General features: G+C 60.0%; 25 protein-coding genes. 13 read left to right on the top strand and 12 right to left on the bottom strand.

The genetic code is table 11. The features are described from left to right. Positions 1–434: 434 nt before the first annotated feature. Positions 435–3,341, bottom strand: a complete 2,907-nt coding sequence (locus NMA52_RS13090; RefSeq protein WP_254828135.1) for a hypothetical protein — start codon at positions 3,339–3,341, stop codon at positions 435–437. A 337-nt stretch (positions 3,342–3,678) separates the two neighbouring features. On the opposite strand from NMA52_RS13090, the gene NMA52_RS13085 reads away from it, so the two are divergent. Genes NMA52_RS13085 through NMA52_RS13075 form a run of 3 tightly spaced genes read left to right on the top strand, consistent with a single transcriptional unit; the run spans position 3,679 to position 6,079 of the window. Then, entirely contained in the window at positions 3,679–4,233 is a 555-nt protein-coding gene (locus NMA52_RS13085) for an RNA polymerase sigma factor (protein ID WP_254828134.1), read from the top strand. Positions 4,234–4,239: 6 nt separating this feature from the next. Continuing rightward, positions 4,240–4,956 (top strand): hypothetical protein, encoded by a 717-nt coding sequence (locus NMA52_RS13080; RefSeq protein WP_254828133.1) that lies wholly within the window; start codon positions 4,240–4,242, stop codon positions 4,954–4,956. After that, positions 4,946–6,079, top strand: coding sequence for a DUF4097 family beta strand repeat-containing protein (locus tag NMA52_RS13075; protein WP_254828132.1), 1,134 nt, complete (start codon positions 4,946–4,948; stop codon positions 6,077–6,079). The genes NMA52_RS13080 and NMA52_RS13075 overlap by 11 nt, the downstream gene beginning before the upstream one ends. A gap of 36 nt (positions 6,080–6,115) precedes the next feature. On the opposite strand, the gene odhB is transcribed toward NMA52_RS13075, so the two are convergent. Next, on the bottom strand, positions 6,116–7,396 hold the full coding sequence (odhB, locus tag NMA52_RS13070; protein WP_254828131.1) for a 2-oxoglutarate dehydrogenase complex dihydrolipoyllysine-residue succinyltransferase: 1,281 nt from the start codon (positions 7,394–7,396) through the stop codon (positions 6,116–6,118). A gap of 114 nt (positions 7,397–7,510) precedes the next feature. Here odhB and NMA52_RS13065 point away from each other — a divergent pair, with 114 nt between their 5' ends. Together NMA52_RS13065 and NMA52_RS13060 are read left to right on the top strand one after the other, a co-directional pair. Continuing rightward, complete coding sequence (locus tag NMA52_RS13065) at positions 7,511–8,212, top strand: spermidine synthase (protein ID WP_254828130.1); 702 nt, start codon at positions 7,511–7,513, stop codon at positions 8,210–8,212. Further along, complete coding sequence (locus NMA52_RS13060) at positions 8,209–8,568, top strand: hypothetical protein (RefSeq protein ID WP_254828129.1); 360 nt, start codon at positions 8,209–8,211, stop codon at positions 8,566–8,568. The genes NMA52_RS13065 and NMA52_RS13060 overlap by 4 nt, the downstream gene beginning before the upstream one ends. Before the next feature lie 39 nt (positions 8,569–8,607). Here NMA52_RS13060 and NMA52_RS13055 read toward each other — a convergent pair whose 3' ends face one another. Beyond that, entirely contained in the window at positions 8,608–9,072 is a 465-nt protein-coding gene (locus NMA52_RS13055) for an SRPBCC family protein (RefSeq protein ID WP_254828128.1), read from the bottom strand. A 225-nt stretch (positions 9,073–9,297) separates the two neighbouring features. On the opposite strand from NMA52_RS13055, the gene NMA52_RS13050 reads away from it, so the two are divergent. The 3 genes from NMA52_RS13050 (at position 9,298) to NMA52_RS13040 (ending at position 10,888) form a co-directional block, all read left to right on the top strand. Further along, on the top strand, positions 9,298–9,672 hold the full coding sequence (locus NMA52_RS13050; protein WP_254828127.1) for a TraR/DksA C4-type zinc finger protein: 375 nt from the start codon (positions 9,298–9,300) through the stop codon (positions 9,670–9,672). Positions 9,673–9,780: 108 nt separating this feature from the next. Continuing rightward, entirely contained in the window at positions 9,781–10,410 is a 630-nt protein-coding gene (locus NMA52_RS13045; RefSeq protein ID WP_254828126.1) for a lipoprotein signal peptidase, read from the top strand. 34 nt (positions 10,411–10,444) lie between these two features. Further along, positions 10,445–10,888: a hypothetical protein gene (locus tag NMA52_RS13040; protein WP_254828125.1), complete on the top strand. Its 444-nt coding sequence runs from the start codon at positions 10,445–10,447 to the stop codon at positions 10,886–10,888. A gap of 3 nt (positions 10,889–10,891) precedes the next feature. Here the strand turns inward: NMA52_RS13040 and NMA52_RS13035 are convergent, their stop codons facing one another. From NMA52_RS13035 to NMA52_RS13020, 4 genes are all read right to left on the bottom strand, one after another. Further along, a complete protein-coding gene (locus NMA52_RS13035) occupies positions 10,892–12,133 on the bottom strand; it encodes a hypothetical protein (RefSeq protein WP_254828124.1) in 1,242 nt (413 codons plus the stop codon). A gap of 81 nt (positions 12,134–12,214) precedes the next feature. Continuing rightward, on the bottom strand, positions 12,215–13,558 hold the full coding sequence (locus NMA52_RS13030) for a deoxyribodipyrimidine photo-lyase (RefSeq protein ID WP_254828123.1): 1,344 nt from the start codon (positions 13,556–13,558) through the stop codon (positions 12,215–12,217). A 358-nt stretch (positions 13,559–13,916) separates the two neighbouring features. Continuing rightward, positions 13,917–14,252, bottom strand: coding sequence for a phosphoribosylpyrophosphate synthetase (locus NMA52_RS13025; RefSeq protein ID WP_254828122.1), 336 nt, complete (start codon positions 14,250–14,252; stop codon positions 13,917–13,919). Between the two features lie 54 nt (positions 14,253–14,306). After that, positions 14,307–14,957, bottom strand: coding sequence for an outer membrane beta-barrel protein (locus NMA52_RS13020; RefSeq protein ID WP_254828121.1), 651 nt, complete (start codon positions 14,955–14,957; stop codon positions 14,307–14,309). A gap of 109 nt (positions 14,958–15,066) precedes the next feature. On the opposite strand from NMA52_RS13020, the gene NMA52_RS13015 reads away from it, so the two are divergent. After that, the gene (locus tag NMA52_RS13015) at positions 15,067–15,852 is read left to right on the top strand and encodes a hypothetical protein (RefSeq protein ID WP_254828120.1); all 786 of its coding nucleotides are present in this window, start codon (positions 15,067–15,069) and stop codon (positions 15,850–15,852) included. A 118-nt stretch (positions 15,853–15,970) separates the two neighbouring features. Then, a complete protein-coding gene (locus NMA52_RS13010) occupies positions 15,971–16,714 on the top strand; it encodes a glucosaminidase domain-containing protein (RefSeq protein WP_254828119.1) in 744 nt (247 codons plus the stop codon). A 2-nt stretch (positions 16,715–16,716) separates the two neighbouring features. Here NMA52_RS13010 and NMA52_RS13005 read toward each other — a convergent pair whose 3' ends face one another. The 3 genes from NMA52_RS13005 to NMA52_RS12995 all read right to left on the bottom strand — a co-directional run bounded on the left by NMA52_RS13005 (position 16,717) and on the right by NMA52_RS12995 (position 19,654). Further along, entirely contained in the window at positions 16,717–17,121 is a 405-nt protein-coding gene (locus tag NMA52_RS13005) for a DUF5606 domain-containing protein (protein WP_254828118.1), read from the bottom strand. Between the two features lie 129 nt (positions 17,122–17,250). Further along, positions 17,251–19,248, bottom strand: coding sequence for a thiamine pyrophosphate-dependent enzyme (locus NMA52_RS13000; protein WP_254828117.1), 1,998 nt, complete (start codon positions 19,246–19,248; stop codon positions 17,251–17,253). Between the two features lie 193 nt (positions 19,249–19,441). Next, positions 19,442–19,654: a cold-shock protein gene (locus NMA52_RS12995; RefSeq protein WP_254828116.1), complete on the bottom strand. Its 213-nt coding sequence runs from the start codon at positions 19,652–19,654 to the stop codon at positions 19,442–19,444. Between the two features lie 141 nt (positions 19,655–19,795). Between NMA52_RS12995 and NMA52_RS12990 the strand changes: the two genes are divergently transcribed. After that, entirely contained in the window at positions 19,796–22,162 is a 2,367-nt protein-coding gene (locus NMA52_RS12990) for a hypothetical protein (protein WP_254828115.1), read from the top strand. A 28-nt stretch (positions 22,163–22,190) separates the two neighbouring features. Next, positions 22,191–22,670, top strand: coding sequence for a hypothetical protein (locus NMA52_RS12985; RefSeq protein WP_254828114.1), 480 nt, complete (start codon positions 22,191–22,193; stop codon positions 22,668–22,670). On the opposite strand, the gene rlmN is transcribed toward NMA52_RS12985, so the two are convergent. Next, on the bottom strand, positions 22,667–23,698 hold the full coding sequence (rlmN, locus tag NMA52_RS12980) for a 23S rRNA (adenine(2503)-C(2))-methyltransferase RlmN (protein WP_254828113.1): 1,032 nt from the start codon (positions 23,696–23,698) through the stop codon (positions 22,667–22,669). The two genes, NMA52_RS12985 and rlmN, sit on opposite strands and share 4 nt — an antisense overlap. A 99-nt stretch (positions 23,699–23,797) precedes the next feature. Between rlmN and NMA52_RS12975 the strand changes: the two genes are divergently transcribed. Then, a complete protein-coding gene (locus NMA52_RS12975; protein ID WP_254828112.1) occupies positions 23,798–24,664 on the top strand; it encodes a M48 family metallopeptidase in 867 nt (288 codons plus the stop codon). Here the strand turns inward: NMA52_RS12975 and NMA52_RS12970 are convergent. Then, complete coding sequence (locus tag NMA52_RS12970; protein ID WP_254828111.1) at positions 24,624–25,541, bottom strand: MerR family transcriptional regulator; 918 nt, start codon at positions 25,539–25,541, stop codon at positions 24,624–24,626. The genes NMA52_RS12975 and NMA52_RS12970 overlap by 41 nt on opposite strands. Positions 25,542–25,656: the final 115 nt, after the last annotated feature.

Below are 25,656 nucleotides of genomic sequence, written 5' to 3'. Positions count from 1 at the left end.
TCCCGGCAGCGCACCAGGGCGGCCAGTTCTTCCGGAGTGCAAAATACCTGGAGGCGTGGCATAGGCCAATCGAGTTAGATCATCCTACTAAACACGGCAGCCCCTTATTATGTGCAATTCAATGAGCCGGCGAGCTGCCCAACGAGTAGCGACGGCTTTAGCCGTTAAGCTGTCTGACCGAAAGTAGGGTGTTAGTTGAAACCTGCACTGCATCCCCGGCTATCCATCAGTGGGACGGCTCAAGCCGTCGCTACAGTGCCTGCGTGCTGGCCCGGCTAGTCATCAGCATGACGGCTCAAGCCGTCGCTACGGTGCCTGCGTGCCGGCCCGGCTAGCCATCAGCGGGACGGCTCAAGCCGTCGCTACACGTCGCTACAAAAAATCCCCCGCCGACCGAAGCCGACGGGGGATTGATAGCAAGCGCTCGGCGCTTCCTAGAAATTAAAGCGGTAACCGCCGGTCAGTTGGTTGACGCTGAAGAAATTCCGGGTAGAGAAATCAACGAAGACGCGTCCGCCGCCCACGGGCAGGTAAGAACCGACAATGAGGTTGATGGCCGGGCGGAAGTTCAGCTCGTCACTGTTCTCGTTATCCTTGATCTGGAGAGCGCCGATGCCGAGACCGGCGTAGGGGATCAGACCACCCGTTTTCGCCTCGTCGGTGATGATAGGGTAGACGATGTTGCCGAAGATGCCGAAGGTCGTCGGGCTACCGATTCCGAAATAAGCTTCGGGCATAAATTCGGCCCGTTGGGCGGGGCCCAGCTTGTAGTGCCAGCGCAGACCTAGACCGAGGCCGGTCGCGTCACCGAAGTTGAAACCGGCGGTACCCGACATGCCCGTGTAGGTGAAATTGGAGAAGAAACCCTCCGCGTTTTCATCCGCGAGGTACACCCCACCGGTGTTGACGGTAATGTCCTCGAGGGTACGAGTACCCGGTACGACAACTTTGTTCCCGGCGGAGTCAATAGCCGTGTAGGTTGCGGCTTCGCGGCGGGCGGCCCGGCGTTCCTGGCGGAGACGATCGCGTTCCAGGTCAATGCGCTCGTCGATGGCGTCCTGCTCGGCTTCCCGGCGGGCCAGTTCGCGGTTGGCCTTATCCAGGTCGCGCTGCAGGCTACGGATCTCCTGCATCATCTCGCTTTGGTAGTCCGTCATGTCGCGCATCATCTCGTTGCGCAGTTCCTGGTTTTCGGTGTCGTTGGAATTGTTGCGGATGTTATCGATGCGCTCCATCATGCGTTGCTCCAGTTGGCGGATACGCTCCTCGCTGTCGCCGCTGTACTCGATGCGCTCGCTCGTGGTGGGGCGGTTTTCGCGGCTTTCGCGCAGCTGACGCTCCAGGTCCTCGATCCGGCGCTGGGTGATAACGGACTGACCGCTGCTGTCACGGCGCGTAGCGGCGGCTCCATTGCGGGAATCGTACTCACGCTCGATGATCACGTCTTGGTCATCCTGACCGCGGGTGCCGCGTTCGCGTACCCGGTCCAGGCGCTGCTCCATGTTACGAATACGATCCTCATCACTACGGGGACCGCCTTCTTCGATGCGGTAAATCTCGCGCTGAACGTTCCGTGGAGAGTTGTTCATCTGGAACAGCATGTCTTCCAGCCGTTCGATGCGGCGGCTAATTTGATCCAGTTGGGGATTGGCGGAAGTGTTCGACTGAGCTTGAGGCTGAGCATTGCGTTGTCCGATCGCATCGATCAGCTTATCGATCTGGGCGGACTGAAGGACAATGATGCTACCGTCCTGATTGTACGTAGGGGTTACGGTCCGCTGGATCGGCTGTACCGGACGGCCCAGGGCGGCATCTACTTCCGCACGGTTCCGTTGTTGACGCTGGGCCTCCGACTGCAATCCTTCCGTAGCGAGCTGATTCTGACGGGTGTCGAGTTCCTCGACCACGGCTACGGCGTTTTCGCGCTCCGCCTTGATTTCGGCGGCGGTTTCCACGTCTCCGGCGTCCAGTGCATCGATGAGCTCCTGATCGAGGCTGGCGATGCTATCCTGATACCGCTGGCGCAATTCGGCAATTTCGAGTTGGTTAGCGGTCCGGATGCTGTCGGCCCGGCGCTCGAAATCACGCTGCTGGGCGGCAAGACGGTCTTCGAGAGTAGACTGGCGGACGACGTCGGGATTCTTCCGGTTGTTACCGCCGAGGACGAATCCGAGTCCGGCGTTGTACATGGTGCTGGTCGTGATCTGGTCCTTGCTGTTGAGGTCCTCCAGATCAGACCCGCTGGTCAGCAGAGCGCGCACGCCGCCATTAAGCTTAATGCGTTCACCGAACTTCAGGTAAATTCCACCGCCCCCGGAGGCAAATCCCTGGCTCGAAGCGAGGTCTTCCGCCTCCATAACGTTGTCGTTGTAACCATCACTCAGATCTATGTAACCGCCACCGATATTCAGGTAGGGAACGATGCCGGAGCTCGCCTGGCTTAGATTGAAGCGGAAATCCGCGCCGTAGAGGGCAATATCGTCAAAGTCGAAGTTGAGTTCGTCGTCCGTCATGCCGCGGTAGTAGAAACCACGCAGGCTGATGAGGGGGCCGAAGGCGAAACCGGCGGTTCCTCCCGCGAAGTAGGCGTCGCGGTAGGGAAGAGATTCGTCCCAGTTCACCCGGGCACCGCCGAGTTCGATGGGTAGGGAAAGTCCGCTGATACCACCCTGGAAATTCTCGAGGTACTTCTGGTCGATCTCACTGAGCTGACCGGGCCGGCGGCCGCCGAGGTAGAACTGCAGGTTGGCGGCTACGGCGAAGGTGCCGATGTTTTCGGTATCGAAGTTGTCAAAGTTCTGGTTGTTGACCACTTCATCGATGTCGCTGAAGAGGTTACGGACCGTGTTGCCGGAATAGGTGATGTACTTGCCCTCGACGCCGAAGGTGTAGCGATCCGCGGCGCTGAGGGTTAGTCCGAAGCCGGCGGTTCCGAAGATATTCTCGGCCTTGTCGAGCCCTTCGCGCTCCGTATCCTGAATGCCGCCGCCGAGAAGGAGGTAGGGCAGGAGGGTGCCGCGCCCGACGTTCAGTTTTAGCTCGGCACCGTAACGGCTCAGGTCGACGCCCCGATTGGCGAAAGTGGAGTCTACGTTGATGTCCAGGCCGGCAATATTCGTCTGTTGATCAATGGTCTGCAGGTAAGTAGCCCGCAGCTCTACGTATTCCCCGAATCCGAATCCGAGTCGCCCGCCAAACATAAATGCATCGTCGAGGCCGGAGTCGCCACCGAACCAGTTATAACTGACGGACGGAGCAATGGTATAGCTCACGCCCCGCACCTGGCCGGAGACCTGCCCGATGGCGAGAAGCGTCAGTAATGAGAGTAGATAGTTACGCATAAATATTGGATTTTGAGGTAGTTATTTCTATTGGTGATATGTCGATATAATTAACAATTGTTCGTTTTACCACCGCTTCGAAGGCGTTTAACCACCTGCATGACACGAACCGACAAAGCGTCGCAAACCCCATTGATTTTGACCGAATCGTTACAACACGGCGGGGGAGCGGCTAACCAACGGACGCGATTAGACCGCCCCGGTCACATTCCGGAGAATTCTTTTTAAATATTTCGTTAGACTTAGCATCGCCTGCAACCTCCCGGTTCCCGGCTCGTCCTTCAGGTACACATCAAGCAGACCAACCCCCGTGGGATTTCATCCAACGCTACCAACCATGCCGACCGCCGCCGATTACCGCGATACCCACCGCGACCTCGTTCTCGGATGTCAACGTAGGGACCGCAACGCCCAGCGGCAGCTCTATGGACACTACGCCAAACCCATGTACAACCTTTGCCTCAGAATGCTGCGGCATACCCACGACGCCGAGGACGTGCTTCAGGTTGCCTTCGTACAGATCTTCGCCAAGATCCACACGTTCAACTTCGAAGCGTCGATCAGCGCCTGGATTAAACGGATCGTAGTGAACCGCTGCATCGATCACCTCAAGAAGCGGCGGCTCCTCACTACGGATTTCGACCCCGTTCGTCACGAAGCGGCGGCCGTAGAAGACCCTCCCTCCTGTGAGGAGGTCAACTATACCGTCGAGCGTATTCGGGAGGGGGTCATGCGACTGAGCGAGGGGTACCGGGTCGTCCTTACCCTCTACCTTTTTGAGGGGTACGACCACGAGGAGATCGCCCAGATCATGGGCATCAGCCCCGGAACCTCGAAGTCTCAGTACAGTCGGGCGCGTAAGCGCCTGGCGCAACTGCTAACCGCTAATTAAACCGTCATGCAAAACGATAAGCTAAAAGACTTCATCCAGGACCACCGGGAGGAGTTCGACGGAGATCATCCACCGAGCGGCCTCTGGGACCGGATTGCCGCCTCTATCAGCGAGGGTGACGGCGCCATCGATCCCCTCGAAGGGTTCGTGGCCACTCACCGGGACGCCTTCGACAACGCTACGCCGCCGCCTCAACTGTTCGAACGGATCGCCTCCGACTCCCGCTCAACTACGGGCACCGCGGTACGGCCACGGAAACTGGTCGCGGTGACCGGCGGCGGGCTGCGCGTCATCCGCTACCTCAGTGCCATCGCGGCCTGCTTACTGCTGATGTTTTTCGCCTACAATTTCGGCAACCGCGCCGGCTACCAGGCCGGGCAGGACGAACGCATCGCCCTGCAACTGGAGAAAATGAATCCCGAACTGGCCGAGGCCGAGCGGTTCTACCGCCAGCGTATTTCCAACGAGTTCACGAAGGTCAGCCAGGTGAACCACGACCCGCAGCTGCGCCAGGATCTGGAGCTGCTCGACGAAGCAACCGCACAAATTCGGGCCGAACTGCTCGAAGTACCCGTCAGCCAGCGCCCCGTTTTGGTGAATAAACTCATCGAAACGTACCGGACCAAATTGGACATTCTGCTGCGCATTCAACAACACTTCCCAAACCCCACCGTCCCCGGCGGTCAATTGCCCCGGACAACTCCTTCGACTAATGAAAGCTAAACCTACTCTCGTCCTGCTCCTGCTGTTCCTGCTGCTCTCCCTGCCGGGCTGGGCCGGCCGGACCGCCGGTGACTTCGAAAAGCGAATTTCCGAAACCTTCCCCATCAGAAACGACGGCCGCGTAGAACTGAATAACCGCTACGGCGAGATCAAAGTCGTGACCTGGAACCAAGCCCGGGTGAAGGTCGACGTACTCATTCGGGTCACGGCCCGCAATGAATCCGACTTCCAGAAAGTACTCTCCCGCATCGATATCCGCCTGACCGGCGGGAACAATACCGTATCCGCCGTCACCTCCATAAACTCCGGAGGAAAAAGCGGCAACTGGTTCGACTATTTCTTCGGCGGGGGCAGCAACACGGAAGACTTCAAAATATTCTACACCGTCAGCATGCCGGAAAGCGTGAACCTGAACGTGGAGGCCAAATACTGCGACGTAGCCCTGCCGAACCTGAACGGCGAAGTACTCCTCGACGTCGCTTACGGTGACCTGGTCGCCGACCGCCTGACCAACCGGAGCACGGTCTCCGTCAGCTACGGCTCGGCACGTCTGGAACAGGTCGGCAACGGAAGCTCCGTAAAGATGCGGTACAGCGAGGGCTGGGTCCGCAACGGAGGAGACCTGCGCTACGACGGTCGCTACAGCGACGTCCGGTTCGGCAAAATGGGCGAGCTTCGCCTGGATGTCGGGTACGAGGAAATCGAGGTGGAATCCGCCACCGACGTGTACTTCGACGGGAACTACAATGACCTATCCATCGAGCGCGCTAATCGCGTATTCGTGGACGGCAACTACTCCGACTTCAACTTCGGCACCGTAACGCAGGTCCTGGAGGCCAGCTGCAACTACGGCGACATCGACGTCGATCAGCTCACCGCCGGGTTCGAGCGGGTAGTTATCCGGGCCGCCTACACCGACGTGCAGATCAACGTCGCCGACGACGCGGGATATTCCCTGGATCTGGACGCCAAGTACGGTGACATCGACGCTCCGACCGCGGGTCTATCGTCCCGGAACATCGGCAGCGATAGCGGCCGGGAGTACGTGAAGGGCACTAAGGCCGGCAAGGGTAAGGGGACCATCCGGATAAGTACGAGCTACGGGGATATCGAGATTTATTAGTCTCCGTATCCCCGGTCCCTGAGTCTGCAATTAATCCTAAAGGCCGAGCAGGAGGAGGGTGGGGTCCTCGAGCAGTTCCTTAACCTTGACCAGGAAGGTAACCGAGCTGCTGCCGTCAATAACGCGGTGATCGTAACTGAGGGCGATGTACATCATGGGCCGAATGACGACTTGTCCGTCGACGGCAATGGGGCGCTCGATGATGTTGTGCATGCCGAGAATGGCCGACTGGGGCTTATTGATGATGGGGGTACTCATCATACTGCCGAATACACCACCGTTGGTGATGGTGAAGGTGCCGCCCGTCATTTCCTCGATGCTCAACTTATTGTCGCGGGCCTTGGCGGCAAGCTCCTTCAGCTTCTTCTCGATGTCGGCAAAGTGCAGCGACTCGATGTTGTGGATGGGGGGGACGACGAGCCCGGTGGGCGTGGAAACCGCGAAACTGATGTCCACGTAGTCGTGGTAGGTCAGTTCCTTCTCGTCGTCGCCGATGTGCGCATTCACGTCGGGCATCTCCATAAGCACCTGGGCACAGGCCTTGGCGAAGATGGACATGAAACCCAGCTTCACGCCGTGCTTCTTTACGAACTTGTCCTGCACCTTTTGCCGGAGTTCCATGACGGCACTCAGGTCAACCTCGTTAAAGGTGGTGAGCATGGCCGTTTCGTTCTTGGCGCTCACCAGGCGGCTGGCGATGGTGCGCCGCATCCGGCTCATCTTTTCCGTCCGTACGTTACGGCTGAAGGCTTCCTGGGGCGCGGCGGGCGCGGGCGCCTGCTGCTTACCGCCCGATTTGCTTTCCGCGGCGGGAGCGGGTTTACGGTCACCCTCGGCGGCGGCGGCGGATACCGCATCGGCTTTCGTGATGCGTCCGTCGCGGCCCGTACCGTTCACCGTTTTGGGATCGACGTTTCCTTCGCGTAGAATTTTGCCGGCGGCCGGGCTCGGAGTGCCGGTGGCGTAAGATTCCGACGACTGCGGCTGCGGTTGTGACTGAGCGGCCGGGGCGGGCGCGGCCGGGGTATCTGCCGCGGACTTTTCGGACTGCGCCGGGCTGCCCCCGCCTTCTCCGGCGGCCGAGGTATCGATCTTGGCCACCAGGGCTCCGATCTTGAGGTCGTCTCCCTCTCCGGCGACGTAGATCAGTTTGCCGGAGGCTTCGGCCGGGAATTCCAGCGTGGCCTTATCCGATTCGAATTCACAGATGGGCTCGTCGAGTTCGACGTAATCGCCGTCGCCCTTCAGCCATTCGGAGAGGGTGACTTCGGTTACCGATTCCCCGATAACGGGTACTTTCATTTCGACGATGCTCATGCTGGGAATTACTTTGGGTGGATTAAATCTCAAGGGATAACGCCGCAAGGTATTACGGGTTGAGTTAGCGGAATGGAAAATGGACGGGTGGGGCCGCCGTATTTTGGGGGCCGAATGAGTAAACCCGCCCACATTTCCCGCCTGCGCTACTGGCTCAGCTACCTCTGGGAACAACGACTGGAAACAACCGCTTCGGAGTACAACGCTTACCTGGAGGTCTGTCTGGTGCACGGGCGCCTGCAGCTGGTAGCCGAAGACGCGATCTACAGCTTCGGCGATTACTACCTCAATTTTCGTAAGCTGTTCGAAGTCTTTGACTTTGAGCGGCTGCCGGAGAGGGCCTCGGTGCTCGTGCTCGGACTCGGGCTCGGCAGCATCCCCGAACTGCTGGAAAAGCATATCGGCCTGGAGTATTCCTACGTGGCCGTGGAGATCGACGCGGCCATTATCGACCTGGCGAGCCGGTACAGTCTGCCCGCGCTCGCATCGCCCGTCGAAGTAGTGGAAACGGATGCGCTCACCTTCCTTCAGATGGACGATCGGCGGTTCGACCTCATCTGCGTCGACGTATTTCAGAACGCTCACGTACCGGCGCATCTCGACGGGAAGGGCTTTATCGAGCTATGCCAGGAAAGTCTGCTACCGGGCGGCGCCCTGGTATATAATCGGCTGGCCTCCAGTATTCCGGATCGGAATGCCGCGCGGACGTATTACGAAACTACCTTTGCTCCCGCGTTCCCCGCCCCCCTGCTGCACGATACGGGGGGGAACTACTTACTAATAAACGATGCCGGTTTTATTAATTTACCGGCATGAAACGGATTTGTCCCGAATGCGGGGAGGAGTACACGGGCCGCTCCGACAAGAAGTACTGCTCCGCGCCCTGTCGCTCGGCGCACCACAACCGCGAGAAAGCGGAGGAGCAGGGCTTTCAGCGCTCCATCAACAATATTCTGCGCCACAACCGCAACGTGCTGGCCCAACTCAACCCCGACGGTAAGGCCAATGTGCGCCGCGAACGCATGATCGACCGCGGCTTCAAGTTCCGGTATTTCACCAACGAATACACCACGCGGAACGGTAAGCTGTACCACTTCTGCTACGACTACGGCTACCGCGTGGAGGAGGGGGATTGGGTGTTTTTAATCAAGCGGCAGGAGTACGTGGAGTAGAAATTTGAAATGTAAAATTGGCAATTTCAAATTTAAAATTTACGCCGGAAACAGTTGCCGGATGGCCTTCTCCCGCTCACTGAAGATCTTCTTTACCTGCCGGTGGACGAATAACTTATCGGCGATCGTGCCGAGGAAGCGCAGGGGAGCCTGGTAGTGTAGAATGTCGCGCATCTCGGTCTCGCCGGCGGTTACGGCGCGAAAGTGATGCTGATGGTGCCAGAGCGCGAAGGGGCCCACCCGCTGGTCGTCGATGAAGTGCTCGTGGTGCCGAATATGGGTGATCTCCGTTACCCAGTCGGCGGTAAAGCCCGGGAAGGGGGTGACGCGATACTGCACGATCATCCCCTCGTACATTTCGCGGCCCGCGACGGGGGAAACGATCTCGAATTTCACTTCGGGTGGGGTAAGTTTCTCCAGATTTTCGGGGCGGGAGAAGAAGTCCCAGGTTTCCGCTAATGAACGGGGGACGGTGGTTACGGATTCGAGCCGGCGAGGGGTCATGGGGCAAAAGGAGTTTAGGGGGAGGGGCTATGCCGCTTTCGGGGAAGGAAGTTGCGGACAGTGGCCCAATAATGTATGGAGTTCGGCAAAACTAATGGGTGCTGACGGGCTATAATTCCGTGTTTTATTCGCAATACGTTAAATTGGGAGAAGATATACCACGTCTTGCGTAATCACGGTATATTTGTGCGCGTAATGCGAATGAGATTATAACCTGACAACACCATGCATACACAACAACTCCCCCAAACCCGGTACAGCGATGCTGAACTTGCCGAGTTCAAGGTCATCATTGACGCCAAACTGAGTGAGGCCCGTCGTCAACTGCAGTTTTACCTGGATCAGCTCAGCGAGCAGACCAACAGCGAAGACGGAAAGTTGCGGGGCCTCGACGATGGCGTAGGCACGATGGTCAACGAAGAAACCCACCGCCTGGCCAGTCGTCAGCAGCAACTCATTCAGCACCTGGAAAATGCCCTGCTGCGCATCGAGAACAAGGTATACGGCATCTGCCGGGCCACGGGTGAACTGATCAGCGCCGAGCGGCTGCGCATCGTCCCCCACACTACCCTGAGCATTCACGCCAAGCAGAACCGGTAGCGCGCCGCGCCTGCCCCCGAACAAAGTCGATTATGTACATTGCCAACCTCTTCGCCTCCGGCGTGGAGGTTGTTTTGTTTCCGGGCATCGTTTCCACCCTTCCCCCGCATGACGCGTAAGCTTACCCTTTTCCTGATCCTCTTTACCGTCCTGCTGCTCGACCAGGCGCTGAAGTTCTGGGTGAAGACGCACATGCACTACGGGGAGGAGTTCGGTATCCTGGGGGCCGACCGGGCGCTCATTCACTTCGTCGAGAACAACGGTATGGCCTTCGGGCTGAGCTTCGGCGGGCGCGTGGGTAAGCTCGTACTCAGCCTGTTTCGCATCGTTGCCGTAGTGCTACTGGCCTACTATCTCGCGGAACTCCTGCGTCAGCGGGCATCCCGACTACTGGTGGCGGCCTTCGCCTTCATCGAGGCCGGTGCGCTGGGCAACATCATCGACAGCGTATTCTACGGGGTCCTGTTCTCCCAGTCTACTCCCCACGGGCCGGTCGCCGAATTTCTCCCGGCGGGGGGTGGGTACGAGTCCCTCTTCTTCGGCCGGGTGGTGGATATGTTTTACTTCCCCCTGGTGTACGGCGTCTATCCGCAGTGGTTTCCCCTGATCGGCGGCAATCCCTTTCTGTTCTTTCGGCCCATTTTTAACGTGGCCGACGTATCCATTACCGTCGGGGTGGTGTTGTTACTGGCGTACTACTACCGGAAGGGGGCCGGGAGTAAGCAGGTGAGGGAATAGGGGACCGCGCTTTTGTCGTTAAAAATTACCAGGTTTGCTGAGACTTTCTTCCAATTTGACGCTCTTTCTAAAACTGTTTTTACCGGTATTCTGGACGACCGTCATGATCGGGGCCACCCTGGTAATCTGGTTCGCGCCGGAACACTACTTCGGCGGGGTCCCGCTCCAATCGCTGCGGTGGGCTATTTTGTTCGTACTCCTGACCGGGCTGGCGGTTTTCTGGCTGCTGTGCTGGCCGCTGAAGCGGGTGGAAACGGACGGCGAGGCGATCTATGTCAGCAATTACTTCAAGACCGCCCGCTACGACCTCCGGCAGGACGTGGCCGGTTTCTCCGAAACCCGGTGGCTGCTCCTGAAGGTGTGTACCGTGGAGCTGCGCGGCGCGGGCACCTTCGGCCGACGGATGCGGTTCGTGGCCTCCCGCAAGCAGTACGATCTGTTTCGGCGGGAATACGCAGGAGCCGTCCAATTCGACTGAGCTTTATAATCGGGTGTTGATGACGTTATTGTACAGGGACCCGAACGTATAACTGAAGCCGAAACTCACGTTCGCGCTGAAACTGGTGGCCAGCTGCGACAGGCCGAGTAGCCGTTCGGCGTCCGTAATCTCTCCGGCGGGCAGACTGATCTGGTCGTTGATGATTTCGTAGCTCCCCCCGACATTAAAGGAAAGCCCCTTAATCAACCGTACGTCGGCGCGCATGTCCAGAGATAGGCGGTTCTTATTGAAATCGTCCATGTAGTTTCCAGCGGAGATGCCGGCGAACACCTGTCCCCAGCGCTGCCGCAGTCGCAGGTCGATGTCAAGGCTCTGGCGGGCCAGGCTCTCCTGGGTCTGGAAGAATACCGTGGTGTCGGTGTAGGTATTTCTCACCCAGCCCAGGCGGTAAGCGACCGTGAATTCCTTGAAGGGGACCTGATTGTAATCGAAGATGTTGTACTCCACGGCGGGCGCGATGAAGATGCCCAGGTCGATGTTGTTGTAGGTCGACGAATTGGCGTTGCCCAGCACGCCGACCGACCAGTGGTTACCGATGCTCTTGACCACCTTTCCGCTGAACCACTGATCGCGGCGCACGGAGGTAATGGGCTCCCCCTGCTGTTGCTGGATCTTTTCGATCCGGTAGAAGAAATTGGGGCTGAACCGGATGCGCCAGTCGGGAGTGGTACGGTCGGCTTCGAAGCCGAGGCGAATCTGCGTCTTGCTGCGCTGACTTTCCTGGTTGGCGCTGAAGCTGGCACTGGTTTCGAAGATCCAGCTGTTCCACCGGTCGGGGGGCGCTTCCCGGTCCTCAAAGGCCTGTTCCTCGGGTTCGGGGGGTGCCTGGGCGGTGAGGTCCACCAGATCGGCGTAGTCGGTGCCGGCCAGGAAACCGGCCAGGCCGAGTTCGATCCGTTTGTTGAGGTATTCGTCGCGCTCCAGGTTCGTCATGACCACGGTCGTGGAAACCTTGAAGCTGAGGCTGTTGCCCGCCAGTTCCTGTTGGCCCTTGAACTGGAGGTCGTATACGCGGCCGCCGTTGCTGAGATAGTTGGTAACGATGAAGAGATTGACCTGAGCGTTGACCGGGTCGATGGTGTGATTGACGTAGTTGAGCTCCTGTTTGAGGAGTGTCTTATTGCAATCACATTCGGTAAAGAGGTTGAGTCGTTTTTGCCCGTAGCCGCTGAAGGGCACGAAAAACGTAATCGCCAGTAGGGTGGCGGTTAAAAAAAACTTCATTGGCGCGGGTAGTTAAAAAAACAAAAATAGTTCGATCGACCGCCGCCCGTCAACCCCATGCACACCACATTTGGGCAGAAATCAGGCATTTCGGGCTTCCCGGAGGGCCTCTTTGTACACGCGTAACGCTCGTTCCCGTCCGAACTTGTGCTCGACGATGGGCCGCGCGGGGTAATTTTCGGTCCCGTATTCCGGCACCCAACGCTTTACGTAGCGGTAATCCTTGTCGAATTTGCGCTGTTGACTCTCGTAGTTGAATATTCGGAAATAGGGCTGGGCATCGACCCCGCTGCCGGCCGCCCACTGCCAGCCGCCGTTGTTACTAGCCAACTCATAATCGAGCAATTTGTCGGCAAAGTACCCTTCGCCCCAGCGCCAGTCGATGAGCAGATGCTTGGTCAGGTAGCTGGCCGTGATCATCCGTACACGGTTGTGCATCCAGCCGATGGCGTTGAGTTGTCGCATACCCGCGTCTACGATGGGTACGCCCGTACGCCCCTCGCACCAGGCGGCAAATTGTTCCTCGTCGTTGATCCAGGGGATGTTGTCGTACTCCGACCGGTAACTTCGATCGACCACCCACGGAAACTCCTGCAGGATGTTGGAATAGAAGTCCCGCCAGATCAACTCCTTGACGAAGGTGTCGTTCAGCTTCATCGCCCGGCGCACCTTCGCCCGGATGCTTACCGTACCGTGGCGCAGATGGTGACTGATCCGGCTGGTGCCTTCCGTGCCGGGGAAGTCCCGCGTCTTATCGTAGTGTTCGATCACCTCCTCGGGAGCTTCGCGTGGAGGGATCTCGATGGCGGTCGGCTCGAAACCCATCTCCGCCAGCGTGGGAACGGGGTGGGGAGACGGCTCTTGCAGCAGGTTTGCGGCGTACTTTTCGGTGGGGTAGGGCTTCAGGTAAAAGCTGACGGGCTCGTTTTCGTGCCGGGACATCCGGGTCTCCAGGGTAGCTCGCCACCGCCGCATGTAGGGAGAATAAACGGTATAGGCGCCACCGGCCTTCTTCTGCACCTCGTCGCTCTCGAAGATTACGTGATCCTTAAAGTGACGAAAGGGGATGTCGTGCTCGTCGAGCAGCTCCTTGACGGCCAGGTCACGGGCAATGGCGTAGGGCTCGTAGTCGCGGTTGGTGTACACGGCGGTCGGCCGGAGTTCGTCCCGCAATTGCCGAAAAATCTCCACCGGTTTGCCGTAATACGCCCGCAGATCGCTGCCGTACGCCCGGTAGGCTTGCGCCAGTTCCGCGACGCTCCGCTGGATAAACTCTACCCGCACGTCGGCCTTATTCGGGAGCTTGTCCAGAATATTGCGGTCGAAGATGAAGATGGGCTGTACCGGGTCGCCCGCCTTCAGTGCCCGGTAAAGTCCGGCATTATCGGAGATACGGAGGTCGCGGCGGTGCCAGAAGAGGGTCATGGGGGTGGGTTAGTTTCGCTCACTGTGTTCGCTGGTGGTCGCTCGCTTGGGCTCGCTGGTAGTCCGCTCACTGCGTTCGCTGGTAGTATCGCTCACTGCGTTCGCTGGTAGTATCGCTCACTGCGTTCGCTGGTAGTCCCGCTCGCTTGGGCTCGCTGGTAGTATCGCTCACTGCGTTCGCTGATGGTCGCTCGCTCGGGCTCGCGGAATGGTAACGCTCACTGCCTTCGCTGATGGTCGCTCGCTTGGCTCGCGGAATTAGCTGGTAATCTCGCCCGGAGACAGGGACGTAACTTTTGATGGCGAAGAATCCCGCACGTACTACAGTACTACACTACCACTGTACTATACTACCACACTACACTTCATCCGGATCCTCATACTCCACGCGGAACTTTTCGATCATATCTTCCGAGAGGCTGTCGGCGTACACGCCGTAGGCATCGACGAGGAGGCCCTTGGTGCCGTCGGCGGCTTCGATACCGTAGAGGACGGAGTTATCGTCCGGGTTGCTCATACCCTCGAAGCGGTAGGTGTGGGTGATGGTGAAATCCTCCGGCCGGTAGTCCTTCTCGTTCTGGTTGCACCGGAGGTGGGCTTCCTTCTGGTTGAAGTCGTAGGTGTACCCCTTAGCCTTGAGGTCTTCAATGGCGTAAGAGAGGCTTTCGTAGGGATTGTCCTGAATGATCGGCATGGGCGGATGGTTGGTTGTGTTGGTTATAAGTCGGCACCACCCCCGCCGGTTCGCTCAGCGGATGGCGTAAAACAGGGCCACGTGCGCCCCGTAGCCCTGGCGGATGCTGGTCGCGACCTGACTTTCCCCCGGCTTAAGTAGATTGCTGAACCCCTGCAGGATACGCCCGTCGGCCTGGAGCGTGAGGGGACCGGCTTCGATATTGAAGCCCAGGCCGGCCCGCAGGCCGTAGTTGAGGCGGAAGGGCAGCTCCCGACCCCGGTACGTATTGTCGGGTTCCAGATCGGGATCGAAGCCCGCGGGCAGCACCTCGGTGTCCGTAAGGGGAACGGACAGGTAGGGGCCGAGCTGCAGCATGGGTTGCACGACGCCCCGTCCGACACTGAACTGGGTGAGCAGTTGCAGTTCGGCGTAGTCGATCCGGCGCTCGTACACCCCGTCGCCGTAATTTTCCCGCCATCCGGAGCCGGCGTGGGTGAGTTCGGCCTGGAAGCCGACCAGCTGCTTATCGAAGTAGCGAACGGCGACTCCGTAACTGCGACCGGTAAGGGTCAGTACATCCACCGTAGGCGTAAAGTCCACGAAATGTCGCCACTCCCCGCCGACCAGGCCGATCTGTAACCGCCGGAAATCGCTGCTGTCTTGCTGAGAACACAGCACCTGCGGCAGCGCCAAAAGGAGGAGTATGGGAAGGAGTTGCATCATGGGGCGGGAACGCGGGTGCAAGGTAAGTCCGGGGAAGCAATGCGGGTCCGGTGGACCAAAGCGGCGTTCCCGACGTTTAAACGGTATGACGGTTCGTGCGATAATGTTGATGGCAGTGATGGTGGCGGGTTGCGCGGTAAGTCGTTCGCAGACGGCGGTGGGCATCGCGGACTTTTTTCTGGACCCCGTAGGTAAACCCTATTACCTGCTCACCGACGACCGACTCGTCACCGGCAACCGCCTCGGAGCCAACACCTACAGCTTCTACGACAGTAGCCTGGGAAGCCCCGACCTGATCGACGTGGCCAATCCTTTCCAAATCCTGGTGTACTACCGGGCGTACGGCACCGTACTGATCCTGGACCGGACGCTGAGCGAGCTCGATCGCATCGATTTGTTCGCCCATTCCGCCATCCGACAACCGGGTGCCATCGCCCGCAGCTACGATAATGGCATGTGGGTCTTCGATAACTGGAATTACCGCCTGCTGCGCCTCGACGAGCGGGGGGAAGTCGACCAGCAAACCAACAATTTGCGCCTGCAGTTGGGCGAGGAAGGCGAACCGGCGGCCATCTACGTCGACCGAAATTCCGTGATGCTGTACTATCCGGATAGCTCGCGACTGGCCGTCTTTACCAACTACGGAAAATTCCAGCGCTGGGTGAGCGTACCCGAAGGGTCCCGCCTATCGTGGAACCCGCCCCTCCTCCTGGGAGTGCGTGACGACGGTACCGGCTGGCGGTTTACCCCGGCACGGGAAGGAATCACGACCCTGGGAGTGCTACCCGCCGAGCTCCGGACCCGCCCGAAAATCGTCGCCGGGCCGCGCGGTTTCCTCAGCATCGATCCGGAAGAGCAGCTGGTAACCGAAACCGCGTACCCGGAAAAAAACTAATCAAACAATTTGTTTGATTAGTTGAAATGGCCTAACTTTGCCGTACACGGTTGCCGCGGCATACCGGGGGTTACACTCAGGACCGATCGTATTTCGTCCTCTTTAAAGGTTGCAAAAAATGAATCGTTTACTTACTCGCCTGGCGGCCTTCGTCGGCAGGCACTGGCTGCGCGTCGGCCTGATCGGCTGCGCCCTCGTTCTGCTCTCCCAGAAGCAGGTCAACTTCAACGTCCGGCTTGGGCACCCCGCTTCGGAGTCGCTTCCCGTCCTTCCGCCGGCCCCTCCCGCCACCGAGGTTGCGGGGGACGAGACTCTGCTCTACACGGAGGATCGTGGGGAAGCATCCGAATCCGGCGGCGGGGGTGGGTTCTTCTCCCGCTTCAACATATTCGGGGGTTCCGAAGAGACCACTCGCTTCGACCACCTCGTGCGGGGGGGAGATGCGCCGGTCGCTGCCTTCATTGAGCGATTCGGGCACGTGGCCCAGGCGGAGCAGCAGAAGTTCGGCATACCGGCCAGCGTCATTCTGGCGACCGGACTACTATATAGCCGGGCCGGAAATGCCGCCGGTACCCGGGACCTCAACAATTACTTCGGCTTAGGCTGCTCGGCGGACTGGAACGGGGCCACGGGGCGCGCCGCGGGGGAATGCCTGCGCCGCTACGAGACGGCCTGGACCAGCTTCCGGGATTTCAGCCTTTACGTCACGAGCGGCTCCTTCAGTCGCATGCGGCAGTTCGATGCGCGGGATTACCGCCGTTGGTCGGCGGGACTCGAAGAGCTCGGGTTTAATGCAGAGGCGGGACTCGCCGCGCAGTTGCAGCGCACGATCGATCGCTACGAACTGGCGCGTTTCGACTAGCGCTATTCTTCTTCGGAGAGGTCGGCGAAGAGGTTATTGTCCAGCATAAAGTGGTACCACTTCAACAGCCGTTTGACGTCGCTGGCGTGTACCCGGTCCTTATCGTAGGTCGGGAGCACGTCTTCCAGATAGTCGAACAGGCGTTCGCGGCTCTCGTTGGGGGCCGGCGCGGGATTGTCTTCGTGCTGTTCCTGCATCCGGTCGAATACCTTGCGCAGGGGTTCGGCATCTCCGTCCTCCGTATATACCGCCATGCTCTCCAGGGGCGCGAATTGATGCTTACGGGCGGGCGCGAACCGGCGCTTTTTGGAGCTCAGGTCTTCTACGATAATGCCGCCTTTGCGTTCGGTAACGACGGTGAATAGTCCGGGCAAGCCGCTAACGGCGATGATTTCACTAAATTTCATGGCGCGAAGGTAGGGAGGGAATTAGTCTTGTAGTATCGCTTCCTGAGGTCGCGGGTGGAGGGTATTGTGGTAATATGGTAGTCGCTCGCGGAGCTCGCGGGTAATAAGGTAATGTGGTAGTTGCTCGCCCTAATACTTCAGCATCCACTCGATGGCTTCGGCCAGTCGCTGCCGGGGGAGGTATTGCTCTTCCAGGACATCGGCGAAGGGGATCGGGGTGTCCAGGCTGGCGATGCGGCGTACGGGGGCGTCGAGTTGCTGGAAGCAGTGCTCGGAGATCCAGGCGGCGAGTTCACCCCCGAATCCACCGGTAAGGGATGCTTCGTGCAGCACGATGACCCGGTTGGTCCTGGCGACCGTTTCGCGAATGGCACCGTAGTCCAGGGGCGCCAGGGAGCGGAGATCGAGAATTTCGATGCTCGCCCGGTTGGACTTCGCGGCATCCGTAGCCCAGTGCACGCCGGCGCCGTAGGTGATAATGGTCAGGTCCGTGCCTTCTTGCACGACACGTGCCTGCCCGATGGCGGTCGGCGTATATCCCGCACGGACCGGGCCGGTCAGGGAGCGGTAAAGCCCCTTGTGCTCGAAGAACAGCACGGGATTCGGGTCAGCGATCGCGGCGATCAGGAGGTCCTTGGCGTCCTGTGGCGTGCTGGGGTAGACGATCTTCAGTCCGGGAACGGACGTAAACCAGCTCTCCATGGTTTGGCTGTGGAAGGGTCCGGCGCCGACGCCGCCGCCGACGGGGAGGCGGATCACCACATCCGCTCGCTGGCCCCAGCGGTAGTGGAGTTTGGCCAGGTTATTGACGATCTGGTTGAAGCCGCAACTGACGAAGTCGCCGAACTGCATTTCCACCATGGCCTTGCCACCCGCGATCGCGTAGCCCAGGGCCGCGCCGATGACGCCGCTCTCACACAGAGGGGTATTCCGCACGCGATCCTTTCCGAATTCGGCGACGAAGCCATCGGTGATCTTGAATACGCCTCCGTACTCGGCGATGTCCTGCCCCATTAGCACGAGGTCGGGATGGGCGTGCATGGCCTGGCGGAGACCGTCGCTGATGGCATCGACGAAGCGAACGTCCGGCGATTCCGGTCCGGCAATTTCGGTAAGGGCGGGGGGCGCGGCGAAGAGGTCGCCCAGCTCGGTAGCCTGGTCGGCGACTACGGGGGGGAGATCGGCCGCGGCGGAGAGTCCGGCCTCGATTTCCGCTTTGATCTCCAGTTCCCATTCGGTACGGCGTTCATCGGTTAGGATGCCGTGCCGGCGGAGGAATTCGCCGTACGTCGTCACCGGATCGCGGGCTTCCCAGCTTTCGATCAGTTCGGTAGGGACGTACTTCACGCCGCTGGCTTCCTCGTGCCCCCTTACCCGGAAGGTGCGGCACTCCAGGAGAACCGGCTCGGGGTTGGCCCGCATCTCCTCGGCCAGTCGCGTAACGGTCGTATACACCTCGAGAATGTTGTTCCCGTCGACCGATAGCGAGCGCATACCGTACCCCACGCCCCGGTCGGCCAGGCTAGCACAGGCGTACTGCTCGCTCACGGGGGTGGACAGGCCGTATCCGTTGTTTTCGATGACGAATAGTACCGGGAGTTTCCACACGGCGGCGAGGTTCAGGGCCTCGTGGAAATCCCCCTCGCTGGTACCGCCGTCGCCGGTGAAGGCCAGACTTACCTTGCCTTCGTTCCTGATCTTGTGCCAGAGTGCTACGCCGGCGGCCAGCGCCAGTTGTGGTCCCAGGTGACTGATCATCCCAACCAGGTGGTGCTCCGGGCTGCCGAAGTGAAAACTGCGGTCGCGGCCCTTCGTAAATCCGCCGGGCTTGCCCTGCCACTGGGCGAAGAGACGTTCGAGGGGGACGTCGCGGCTGGTAAAGACCCCCAGGTTGCGGTGCATGGTGAAGATGTACTCATCCGGCTGCAGGGCCAGCGTACAGCCGACGCTGATGGCTTCCTGACCGATCCCGGAGAACCACTTGGAAATTACTCCGCCCCGCAGTTGCTTCAGCATTTTCTCCTCAATGAGGCGGGGACGCAGGAGCTCACCGTACAGGCGGAGCAACGTGGCATCCGGCAGATCGTATCCGGTGAACGTAAGGGGAAGGGAGGCGGGATTTACCATAAGGAATTTGCCACGGGCGATTTTCAGTTTGCCGACGGACCGACGGATTAAAGGTAGAACGCTTTCGGGACCGGGCGAGAAATTTGCGGGTCCGCCACCGACCAACCTGCGGGTCACCGGGGTGCGACGGACGAAACGGTAATCCCGGGTACGGCCGCCACGATCAACGCCCGGGCGCGGGCCGATGATGATCCTAGGCTACCGCGGCGGGTTCGATCTCGTCCGCGTAGTACCCCCCCGGCCCCTCCCGGAGAACGAAGCGGACCAGGTCGCCCTTTTGTACGGTAGCCGTGCGCAGATTGCGCTTGCGGAAGTGGAACTCTTCCCGGGTATCCCGCAGGCGGAGGTAGCCATAGCCCCGGTCGGGGAGGTAAAAGGCGATCGTGCCGATGGAAGGGACCTGCATGGGTCGAAAGATAGGGGAAGAAGGTCTGCCGCCGGACAACGTACGGGAAGTACCGGGCATCTTGCTCTTGGTAAGCCGGTTGACACAGCTTTACGGAAACCACGCGGCACCCGCGGGCCCGCCCTAATGTACCTTTACCCCATGGCGCTGAGAATAACTTTACTGGGATGCTGGCTACTGGTGACCGCCGCGATCGCGGGACAGACCGACAGCCTCGGGCAGTGGCGGAGCCTGCAATCTTTTGCCAACGGCGCGTACGTGACCCAGAGCCCGGAATCCATCGTCTACACCACCGGCAACGCGCTCTTCTTCCTGGATAAGGAGGACCTTAGTTTCCGTCCGTTCACCCGGACGGACGGCCTGGCCGGCGGGCGCATCAATATTGTCGAATACCACGAGCCTACCGCCACACTGATCATCGTGTACGACAACAGCACCATCGACCTGCTGCGCGACGGGCGCTTCACGACCCTCCGGCAGATCGATAACTTCAACTTCAGTGGCGATAAGCGTATTTACGGCGTCTCCTTCGGGGACAACAACCGGGTATACCTGGCCGCGGGCTACGGAGTATCGGCACTTTCGCTCACCGACGAAACTTTCCTATTTACCACCTTCACCGGCGTGGGCGTGGCCCAGGCGGCCGAGTTCGACGGCAGCCTCTACGCCGCTACCGAAGAAGGGCTCTACCGGGTTCCCCTGACCGGCGTGAACCTGAACGACTTCAACAACTGGGACCTGCTCGGTCCGGGCGTCGGACTACCGGGCGACTACAGCACCAACACGGTGACTGTCTGGAAGGGAAAACTGTACTTCGGCGTGAACGAGGACGTATGGCGACTGACGGGCAGCCGTGCCGACCTGCACTACGATGCTCCCGTGCGGCGAAACCGTCTACAGTACCTCGCCGGCGGCGGTGACCTGCTACTGGCCGGCTACCAGTGTACGACGGGAAACTGCGCCGACCGGGCCGTGATCGCGCTGGAAGAAAATCCGGGGGCCGAACGACAACTTCCCGACTGCGCCTACCGCACCGTCAACGCGATCGAAGACGAGCGGGGGCGCATCTGGTTCGGCGATGCCGCCGAGAGTATCCGCTACCTGACGGCACCGAACGGCGACTGCCGGCGGATAGCCTATCCCGGCCCCCTCGACGACAAGAACTACCGGCTGCTGCACGACGGCACCTCCCTGTGGGTCGCCCCCGGCCAATTGGACGAAAACACGACGCCGACCTTTGACTTTAAGGGCGTATACCGCTTCCGCGACGGCAGCTGGACGACCGTCGATCGCAACAATACTCCCGCCTTCCGGGGACGGAACGGGTCGGTCGGGGGTGACGACGACGTGGCTACCATCATCGACGTTGACTACGACCCCGTCAATCGAGTACACTACTTCAGTTCGTTCTTCGAGGGCGTCGTCGGCTTGGACGCGGAAGGGGAGGCTACCCTGTACGACGAAACCAACAGCAGTCTGCAACTGGCTCCGGATGCGGGGCCCGGTCGCATCCGGGCGGCCGGTGCCGCTACCGATGCCGCCGGCTTTACGTACTTCGGCGTAAGTCGGGCGGACCAGAACGGGATCGTGAGCGTACGGAGTCCGGACGGAGCGTGGGCGGCCCTCGGCCAGAGCTGCGAGTTGAACATTGCCATCGACATTGCCGTCGACCGGCAGGGATATGTGTGGGTGCTGCACCGTGGGGGCGGCGACGGCGGGATCACCATTATCGATCCTATGGGTACGCCGCTGGATCCGAGTGACGATCGCTGCCGCACCATCACGACCAGCACCAGTGAACTGCCGACCAACGAAGTGCGCAGCATCGCGGTCGACCTGGACGGGGCGGTCTGGATCGGTACGACCATGGGCATCGTGGTCTTTGAGTGCGGGGATCGACTCTTTGACGTGACGACGTGTCCGGGCCGGCGGCCCCAGGTGGAAGCGGATGATGGTTTCGGAGGCTTCCTGCTGGAAACGGAAGAGATCCGGGCCATCGCCGTAGACGGGGGCAACCGGAAGTGGATCGGCACGAACGGCGGAGCCTACCTGCTGTCGGAAGACGGGCGTGATCAACTGCGGTTCTTCGACCGGGGCAACAGTCCGTTGCTCGACGATCTGGTGCGCGACATCGCCATCGACCCCAACAGCGGCACGGTTTACTTCGGTACGGAACTCGGCGTGATCAGTTACCGCAGTAACGCTACGCTGGCGGCGCCGTCCTTTGCCCCGGAGCTCGTCGTATTTCCTAATCCCGTGGAACCCGGGTACGCGGGGCAGATCGCCATTCAGGGGCTGATGCGGGACGCCCGGGTGAAGATCACCGATCTGAGCGGTAAACTGGTAGAGGAAGGTACGGCGATCGGCGGGCAATTTACGTGGGCGGGGACCGACTACAACGGACGCCGGGTCACGACGGGGGTTTACCTGATCTTTGCTTCAAGCAACGGGCAATTCAGTCTCGAGAACGAGCAGCACGCCGTGGGGAAGATCGTTTTTCTGCGGTGATCCTGCCCGGGCGGTTATCTTCGCTGGCGTGATACCTGACTATTCTTTCCGGACCGACCATCCTAATCCGCGCACGACCCGGATGCTGCACCTGCTCTTTTACTTCGGAGCGCTGCTCCTCCTGGTAGCCGCCGTTCATTCGCTCTATCTCTACTTCACGGCGTGGACCACGGGGGACGACGGTAGCCACCTGTGGTCGCTGGTGCTGGGGCTCGTTTACCTTTTGGTGAGCGTCCTGATCGCTTACTTCACCTACAACCACGGGGACGACGAAGTCGCCCCCCCGGACCGGTACGTGGAGATCGAAGACGGGGTGCTGATGTTTTCCCTGGATCAGGTCAGTGGCCGGCAGGTCGTGGACCTTTCCGCCGTGGGGAGCGTGAGCCGTCCCTCCGTACGCGAACTCGTGCTTGCCCTGCGCGACGGCCGGCAGGTGGTCTTGCCCGTGTACCTCATCGACGACGAGGAGAAACAGCGGGAGCTGGAAGCGATCCTGACGAAGCTTTAGGCCTTATTGGCCAGTTGACCGCAGGCCGCGTCGATGTCCTTACCGCGGCTACGGCGGACGGTGACCATGATGCCCCGGTCGCGGAGATAGGTAGCGAAGTCGTCGATCCGGTGCTCGCTCGATTTACGGAAGGGGGCGTTGTCGATGGGGTTGTACTCGATAATGTTGACCATGCTGGGTACGCGCCGACAGATCTGGTAGAGCCGTTCGGCGTCTTCGAGGCTGTCGTTAAAATCCTGGAAGGTGATGTATTCGAAGCCGATCCGCTTCTTGGCCTTGGCGTAGAAGTACTCGAGGCTCTCGATAATAGCTTCAAGGTTATTGGTTTCGTTGATCGGCATGATCTCGTTGCGCTTCTCATCGTCGGCGGCGTGGAGGCTGAGGGCGAGATTGACCTTGGTGTCCTCGTCGGCCAGTTTACGGATCATCTTGGCGATTCCGGCCGTGGAGACGGTGAGTCGCCGCGGCGCCATGTTCAGACCGGTGTGGCTGGTGATGCGGTCGATGCTGCCGACGACCTCCCGGAAGGCGAGGAGGGGTTCGCCCATCCCCATATAGACGATATTGGTGAGGGGCTTACCAAAAATCTCGAGGCACTGTTCGTTGACCAGAAATACCTGGTCGTAAATTTCGGCGGCGGTGAGGTTGCGGAGACGCTTCATGCGGCCGGTGGCGCAGAAGGTGCACGTAAGGCTGCACCCGACCTGACTGGATACGCAAACGGTGAAGCGATCGTCGGCCACGACGGGGATCAGCACCGATTCGATCAGGTGGCCGTCGTGAAGGCGGAAGCGGCTCTTCACCGTACCGTCGGCACTACGTTGCAGCTTGTCGAGGGTTACGACGGGCAGCTCGTACTTTTCCTTTAATTTCTCCCGCAGATCGAGGGAGAGGTTAGTCATCTCGTCGAACGAGCGGGCACCCTTCTGCCAGAGCCATTCGTAGACCTGTTTGGCCCGAAACTTTTTTTCGCCGGAAAGAATCAACTGAGAGGTGAGCTCTTCGAGGCTGAGGGAGCGGATATCCATACCTTGCCAACGCCCGACCCGTAAGACTGGTTGAGCACGCAACCTCGACTACCCTGATACGTTAATAAGCCCCGGAAAACATTTCCCACCTTACGGCACATGGACCTACCGCCCAACCATCTGGACCTCTACGAGCAGGCGCTCCGCTACGACAAGGTGGGGGACCCCTACACGGCCGTGAAGCTGCTGAAGAAGGTGACGCGTTTGGTGCCGGAATGGTCCGATGCCTTCCGCAGCCTGGCCGCGATCTATACCCGCCGGAAGGAATGGAAACCGGCCTTCCACTACTGGAGTAAGACCGTCGCGCTGGATGCCGACGACCGCGACGCATGGTGGCAACTGGGCCTGGCCGCCGTGCCCCTGAAGCGGATGCGCGTCGCCCAGACGGTCTGGACTAAATTCGGCTTCGATCGCCTGCGAACCGATGCCCCCCTGGGGCTGCAGCTCCGCCACGAAAAGGGCTACGAAATCCTGTGGATGCAACCCCTGGACGCCGCCCGCGGCCGGGTAGTAAGCATTCCGCATCCCGGTAGCGGCACCCGGTACCGCGACCTCATGCTGTACGACCGGCGGGGCCGGAAGGGCTACAACGTAGTGGCCCGGCGGCGGGTATCGATCTACCAGGCGGTCGACTGCATCAAGCGGTCTCCCTACCAAACGTTCAGCTGCCTATTACACACCAGTGGCGAGGCGGCGATCGAGCAACTCGAGCAATTGTGCTACGATGCCGGTCTGGGATTTGAAGTATGGAGCAACGCCACGCGGGCGGTGCAGCAGGACCGTGCCCAGGCCAGCGAAGACGAGCGCCGGGCTTTTCCCGAATACTACAGCGACTTACTGCCCAGACCGGAAACCGGAAGTACCCTGGTCGCGCTGGCGGCTATTCACCCCGCGGAAGTGGAACGTACCCTCAACGACTGGCAGATCATCTCGCTGCAGCAATACTCAGACCTGCGTGCGTACTGAGGTCCGTGAGGAAGGAGAGCATCTCCTGCAGACCCGCTACCTTATCCACCCGCTCGAATCCGCTCAGATCGTGCAGGCTCGCCTGGTAACCCGACAACAGGAGCCGGGCATCGGGGCACTGCTCCAGCATATCGGCGACCAATTCCTCCACCGGCCGCTCCACGTAGCTGTTGGATAGGAGGGTGAGCAGGTAATCCACGCGGGTAGCCCGGCAGAGGTCCGCCAGGTCGGTGGGGGATATGCCTGTTCCCAGGTACAGGGTAGGGAAGCCGCGCTTGCGCAGGAGGTACTGGATAAAGAGCATACTCAGGTCCTGCCGCTCTCCTTCGGGGAGGAAGAGCACGAAGACGGGTTGCCGCGACCGTTCGGCGGCGGGGAGCCGGTCGGTGGCGGAAAGAATTTTCTGCCGGATGATCCCACCGACGAAGGATTCCTGCACGGGGGCCACGGAACCCGTGAAGTACAGAACGCCCAGCTTATCCAGGAAGGGGTAGACGACCTCCATCATCGTTTCCTCGAACCCGCGCTGCTCGATGTTGGTGTTCAGGATGAGGCTGAACTTGTACTCATTGAGTTCCACGACTGCCAGAGTAAGGGCATCCAGTTGGGTGTCGGGACTGACGTTGAGCGAGGAGAGGGAGGTGACCAGCTCCGTACGCTCGTCCGGACTCATGGCGGCGATCTTACTGATGCGGTAGCCGTGTTTGTTGAGCAGGGCGATGCCGGAGAGCTCGCGCAGATCCTCTTCCAGGTAGTAGCGCACGTTGGCCTTGCTGCGGCGGGGGGCGATCAGGTCGTAGCGTTGCTCCCAGGCACGAAGGGTGTGCGCCCGGATGCCGGTTAGTTTTTCTACGTCGTTGATGGAGTAAACCGCCAAATCGGGGGAATAAAAAGGTGATTGTCTGCTGGCCGGGTGACTAACGCCACGGTACCCAAATGGTTCAGCCACTTTGCCGCACGTCGTTCGCTGCCTTTGTGGTATTTTTCGGACC

Origin of the sequence: Lewinella sp. JB7 (assembly GCF_024297185.1) — a bacterium.
In the GTDB taxonomy this organism is placed as follows: domain Bacteria; phylum Bacteroidota; class Bacteroidia; order Chitinophagales; family Saprospiraceae; genus Neolewinella.
The sequence above is the reverse complement of the archived record's forward strand: the minus strand, read 5'-3'. Positions and strand labels throughout refer to the sequence as shown.

Excerpts from the sequence above, each read along its gene's own strand:
- NMA52_RS13075 (WP_254828132.1), top strand. The coding sequence starts at position 4,946 with ATGAAAGCTAAACCTACTCTCGTCCTGCTCCTGCTGTTCCTGCTGCTC.
- NMA52_RS13050 (WP_254828127.1), top strand. The coding sequence starts at position 9,298 with ATGCATACACAACAACTCCCCCAAACCCGGTACAGCGATGCTGAACTT.
- NMA52_RS12990 (WP_254828115.1), top strand. The coding sequence starts at position 19,796 with ATGGCGCTGAGAATAACTTTACTGGGATGCTGGCTACTGGTGACCGCC.
- NMA52_RS13045 (WP_254828126.1), top strand. The coding sequence starts at position 9,781 with ATGACGCGTAAGCTTACCCTTTTCCTGATCCTCTTTACCGTCCTGCTG.
- NMA52_RS13005 (WP_254828118.1), bottom strand. The coding sequence starts at position 17,121 with ATGAAATTTAGTGAAATCATCGCCGTTAGCGGCTTGCCCGGACTATTC.
- NMA52_RS13025 (WP_254828122.1), bottom strand. The coding sequence starts at position 14,252 with ATGCCGATCATTCAGGACAATCCCTACGAAAGCCTCTCTTACGCCATT.
- NMA52_RS13080 (WP_254828133.1), top strand. The coding sequence starts at position 4,240 with ATGCAAAACGATAAGCTAAAAGACTTCATCCAGGACCACCGGGAGGAG.
- NMA52_RS13090 (WP_254828135.1), bottom strand. The coding sequence starts at position 3,341 with ATGCGTAACTATCTACTCTCATTACTGACGCTTCTCGCCATCGGGCAG.
- NMA52_RS13015 (WP_254828120.1), top strand. The coding sequence starts at position 15,067 with ATGGCAGTGATGGTGGCGGGTTGCGCGGTAAGTCGTTCGCAGACGGCG.
- NMA52_RS13035 (WP_254828124.1), bottom strand. The coding sequence starts at position 12,133 with ATGAAGTTTTTTTTAACCGCCACCCTACTGGCGATTACGTTTTTCGTG.
- NMA52_RS13055 (WP_254828128.1), bottom strand. The coding sequence starts at position 9,072 with ATGACCCCTCGCCGGCTCGAATCCGTAACCACCGTCCCCCGTTCATTA.
- NMA52_RS13000 (WP_254828117.1), bottom strand. The coding sequence starts at position 19,248 with ATGGTAAATCCCGCCTCCCTTCCCCTTACGTTCACCGGATACGATCTG.
- NMA52_RS13010 (WP_254828119.1), top strand. The coding sequence starts at position 15,971 with ATGAATCGTTTACTTACTCGCCTGGCGGCCTTCGTCGGCAGGCACTGG.
- NMA52_RS13060 (WP_254828129.1), top strand. The coding sequence starts at position 8,209 with ATGAAACGGATTTGTCCCGAATGCGGGGAGGAGTACACGGGCCGCTCC.
- NMA52_RS13065 (WP_254828130.1), top strand. The coding sequence starts at position 7,511 with ATGAGTAAACCCGCCCACATTTCCCGCCTGCGCTACTGGCTCAGCTAC.
- rlmN (WP_254828113.1), bottom strand. The coding sequence starts at position 23,698 with ATGGATATCCGCTCCCTCAGCCTCGAAGAGCTCACCTCTCAGTTGATT.
- NMA52_RS13085 (WP_254828134.1), top strand. The coding sequence starts at position 3,679 with ATGCCGACCGCCGCCGATTACCGCGATACCCACCGCGACCTCGTTCTC.
- NMA52_RS12995 (WP_254828116.1), bottom strand. The coding sequence starts at position 19,654 with ATGCAGGTCCCTTCCATCGGCACGATCGCCTTTTACCTCCCCGACCGG.
- odhB (WP_254828131.1), bottom strand. The coding sequence starts at position 7,396 with ATGAGCATCGTCGAAATGAAAGTACCCGTTATCGGGGAATCGGTAACC.
- NMA52_RS13020 (WP_254828121.1), bottom strand. The coding sequence starts at position 14,957 with ATGATGCAACTCCTTCCCATACTCCTCCTTTTGGCGCTGCCGCAGGTG.
- NMA52_RS12975 (WP_254828112.1), top strand. The coding sequence starts at position 23,798 with ATGGACCTACCGCCCAACCATCTGGACCTCTACGAGCAGGCGCTCCGC.
- NMA52_RS13030 (WP_254828123.1), bottom strand. The coding sequence starts at position 13,558 with ATGACCCTCTTCTGGCACCGCCGCGACCTCCGTATCTCCGATAATGCC.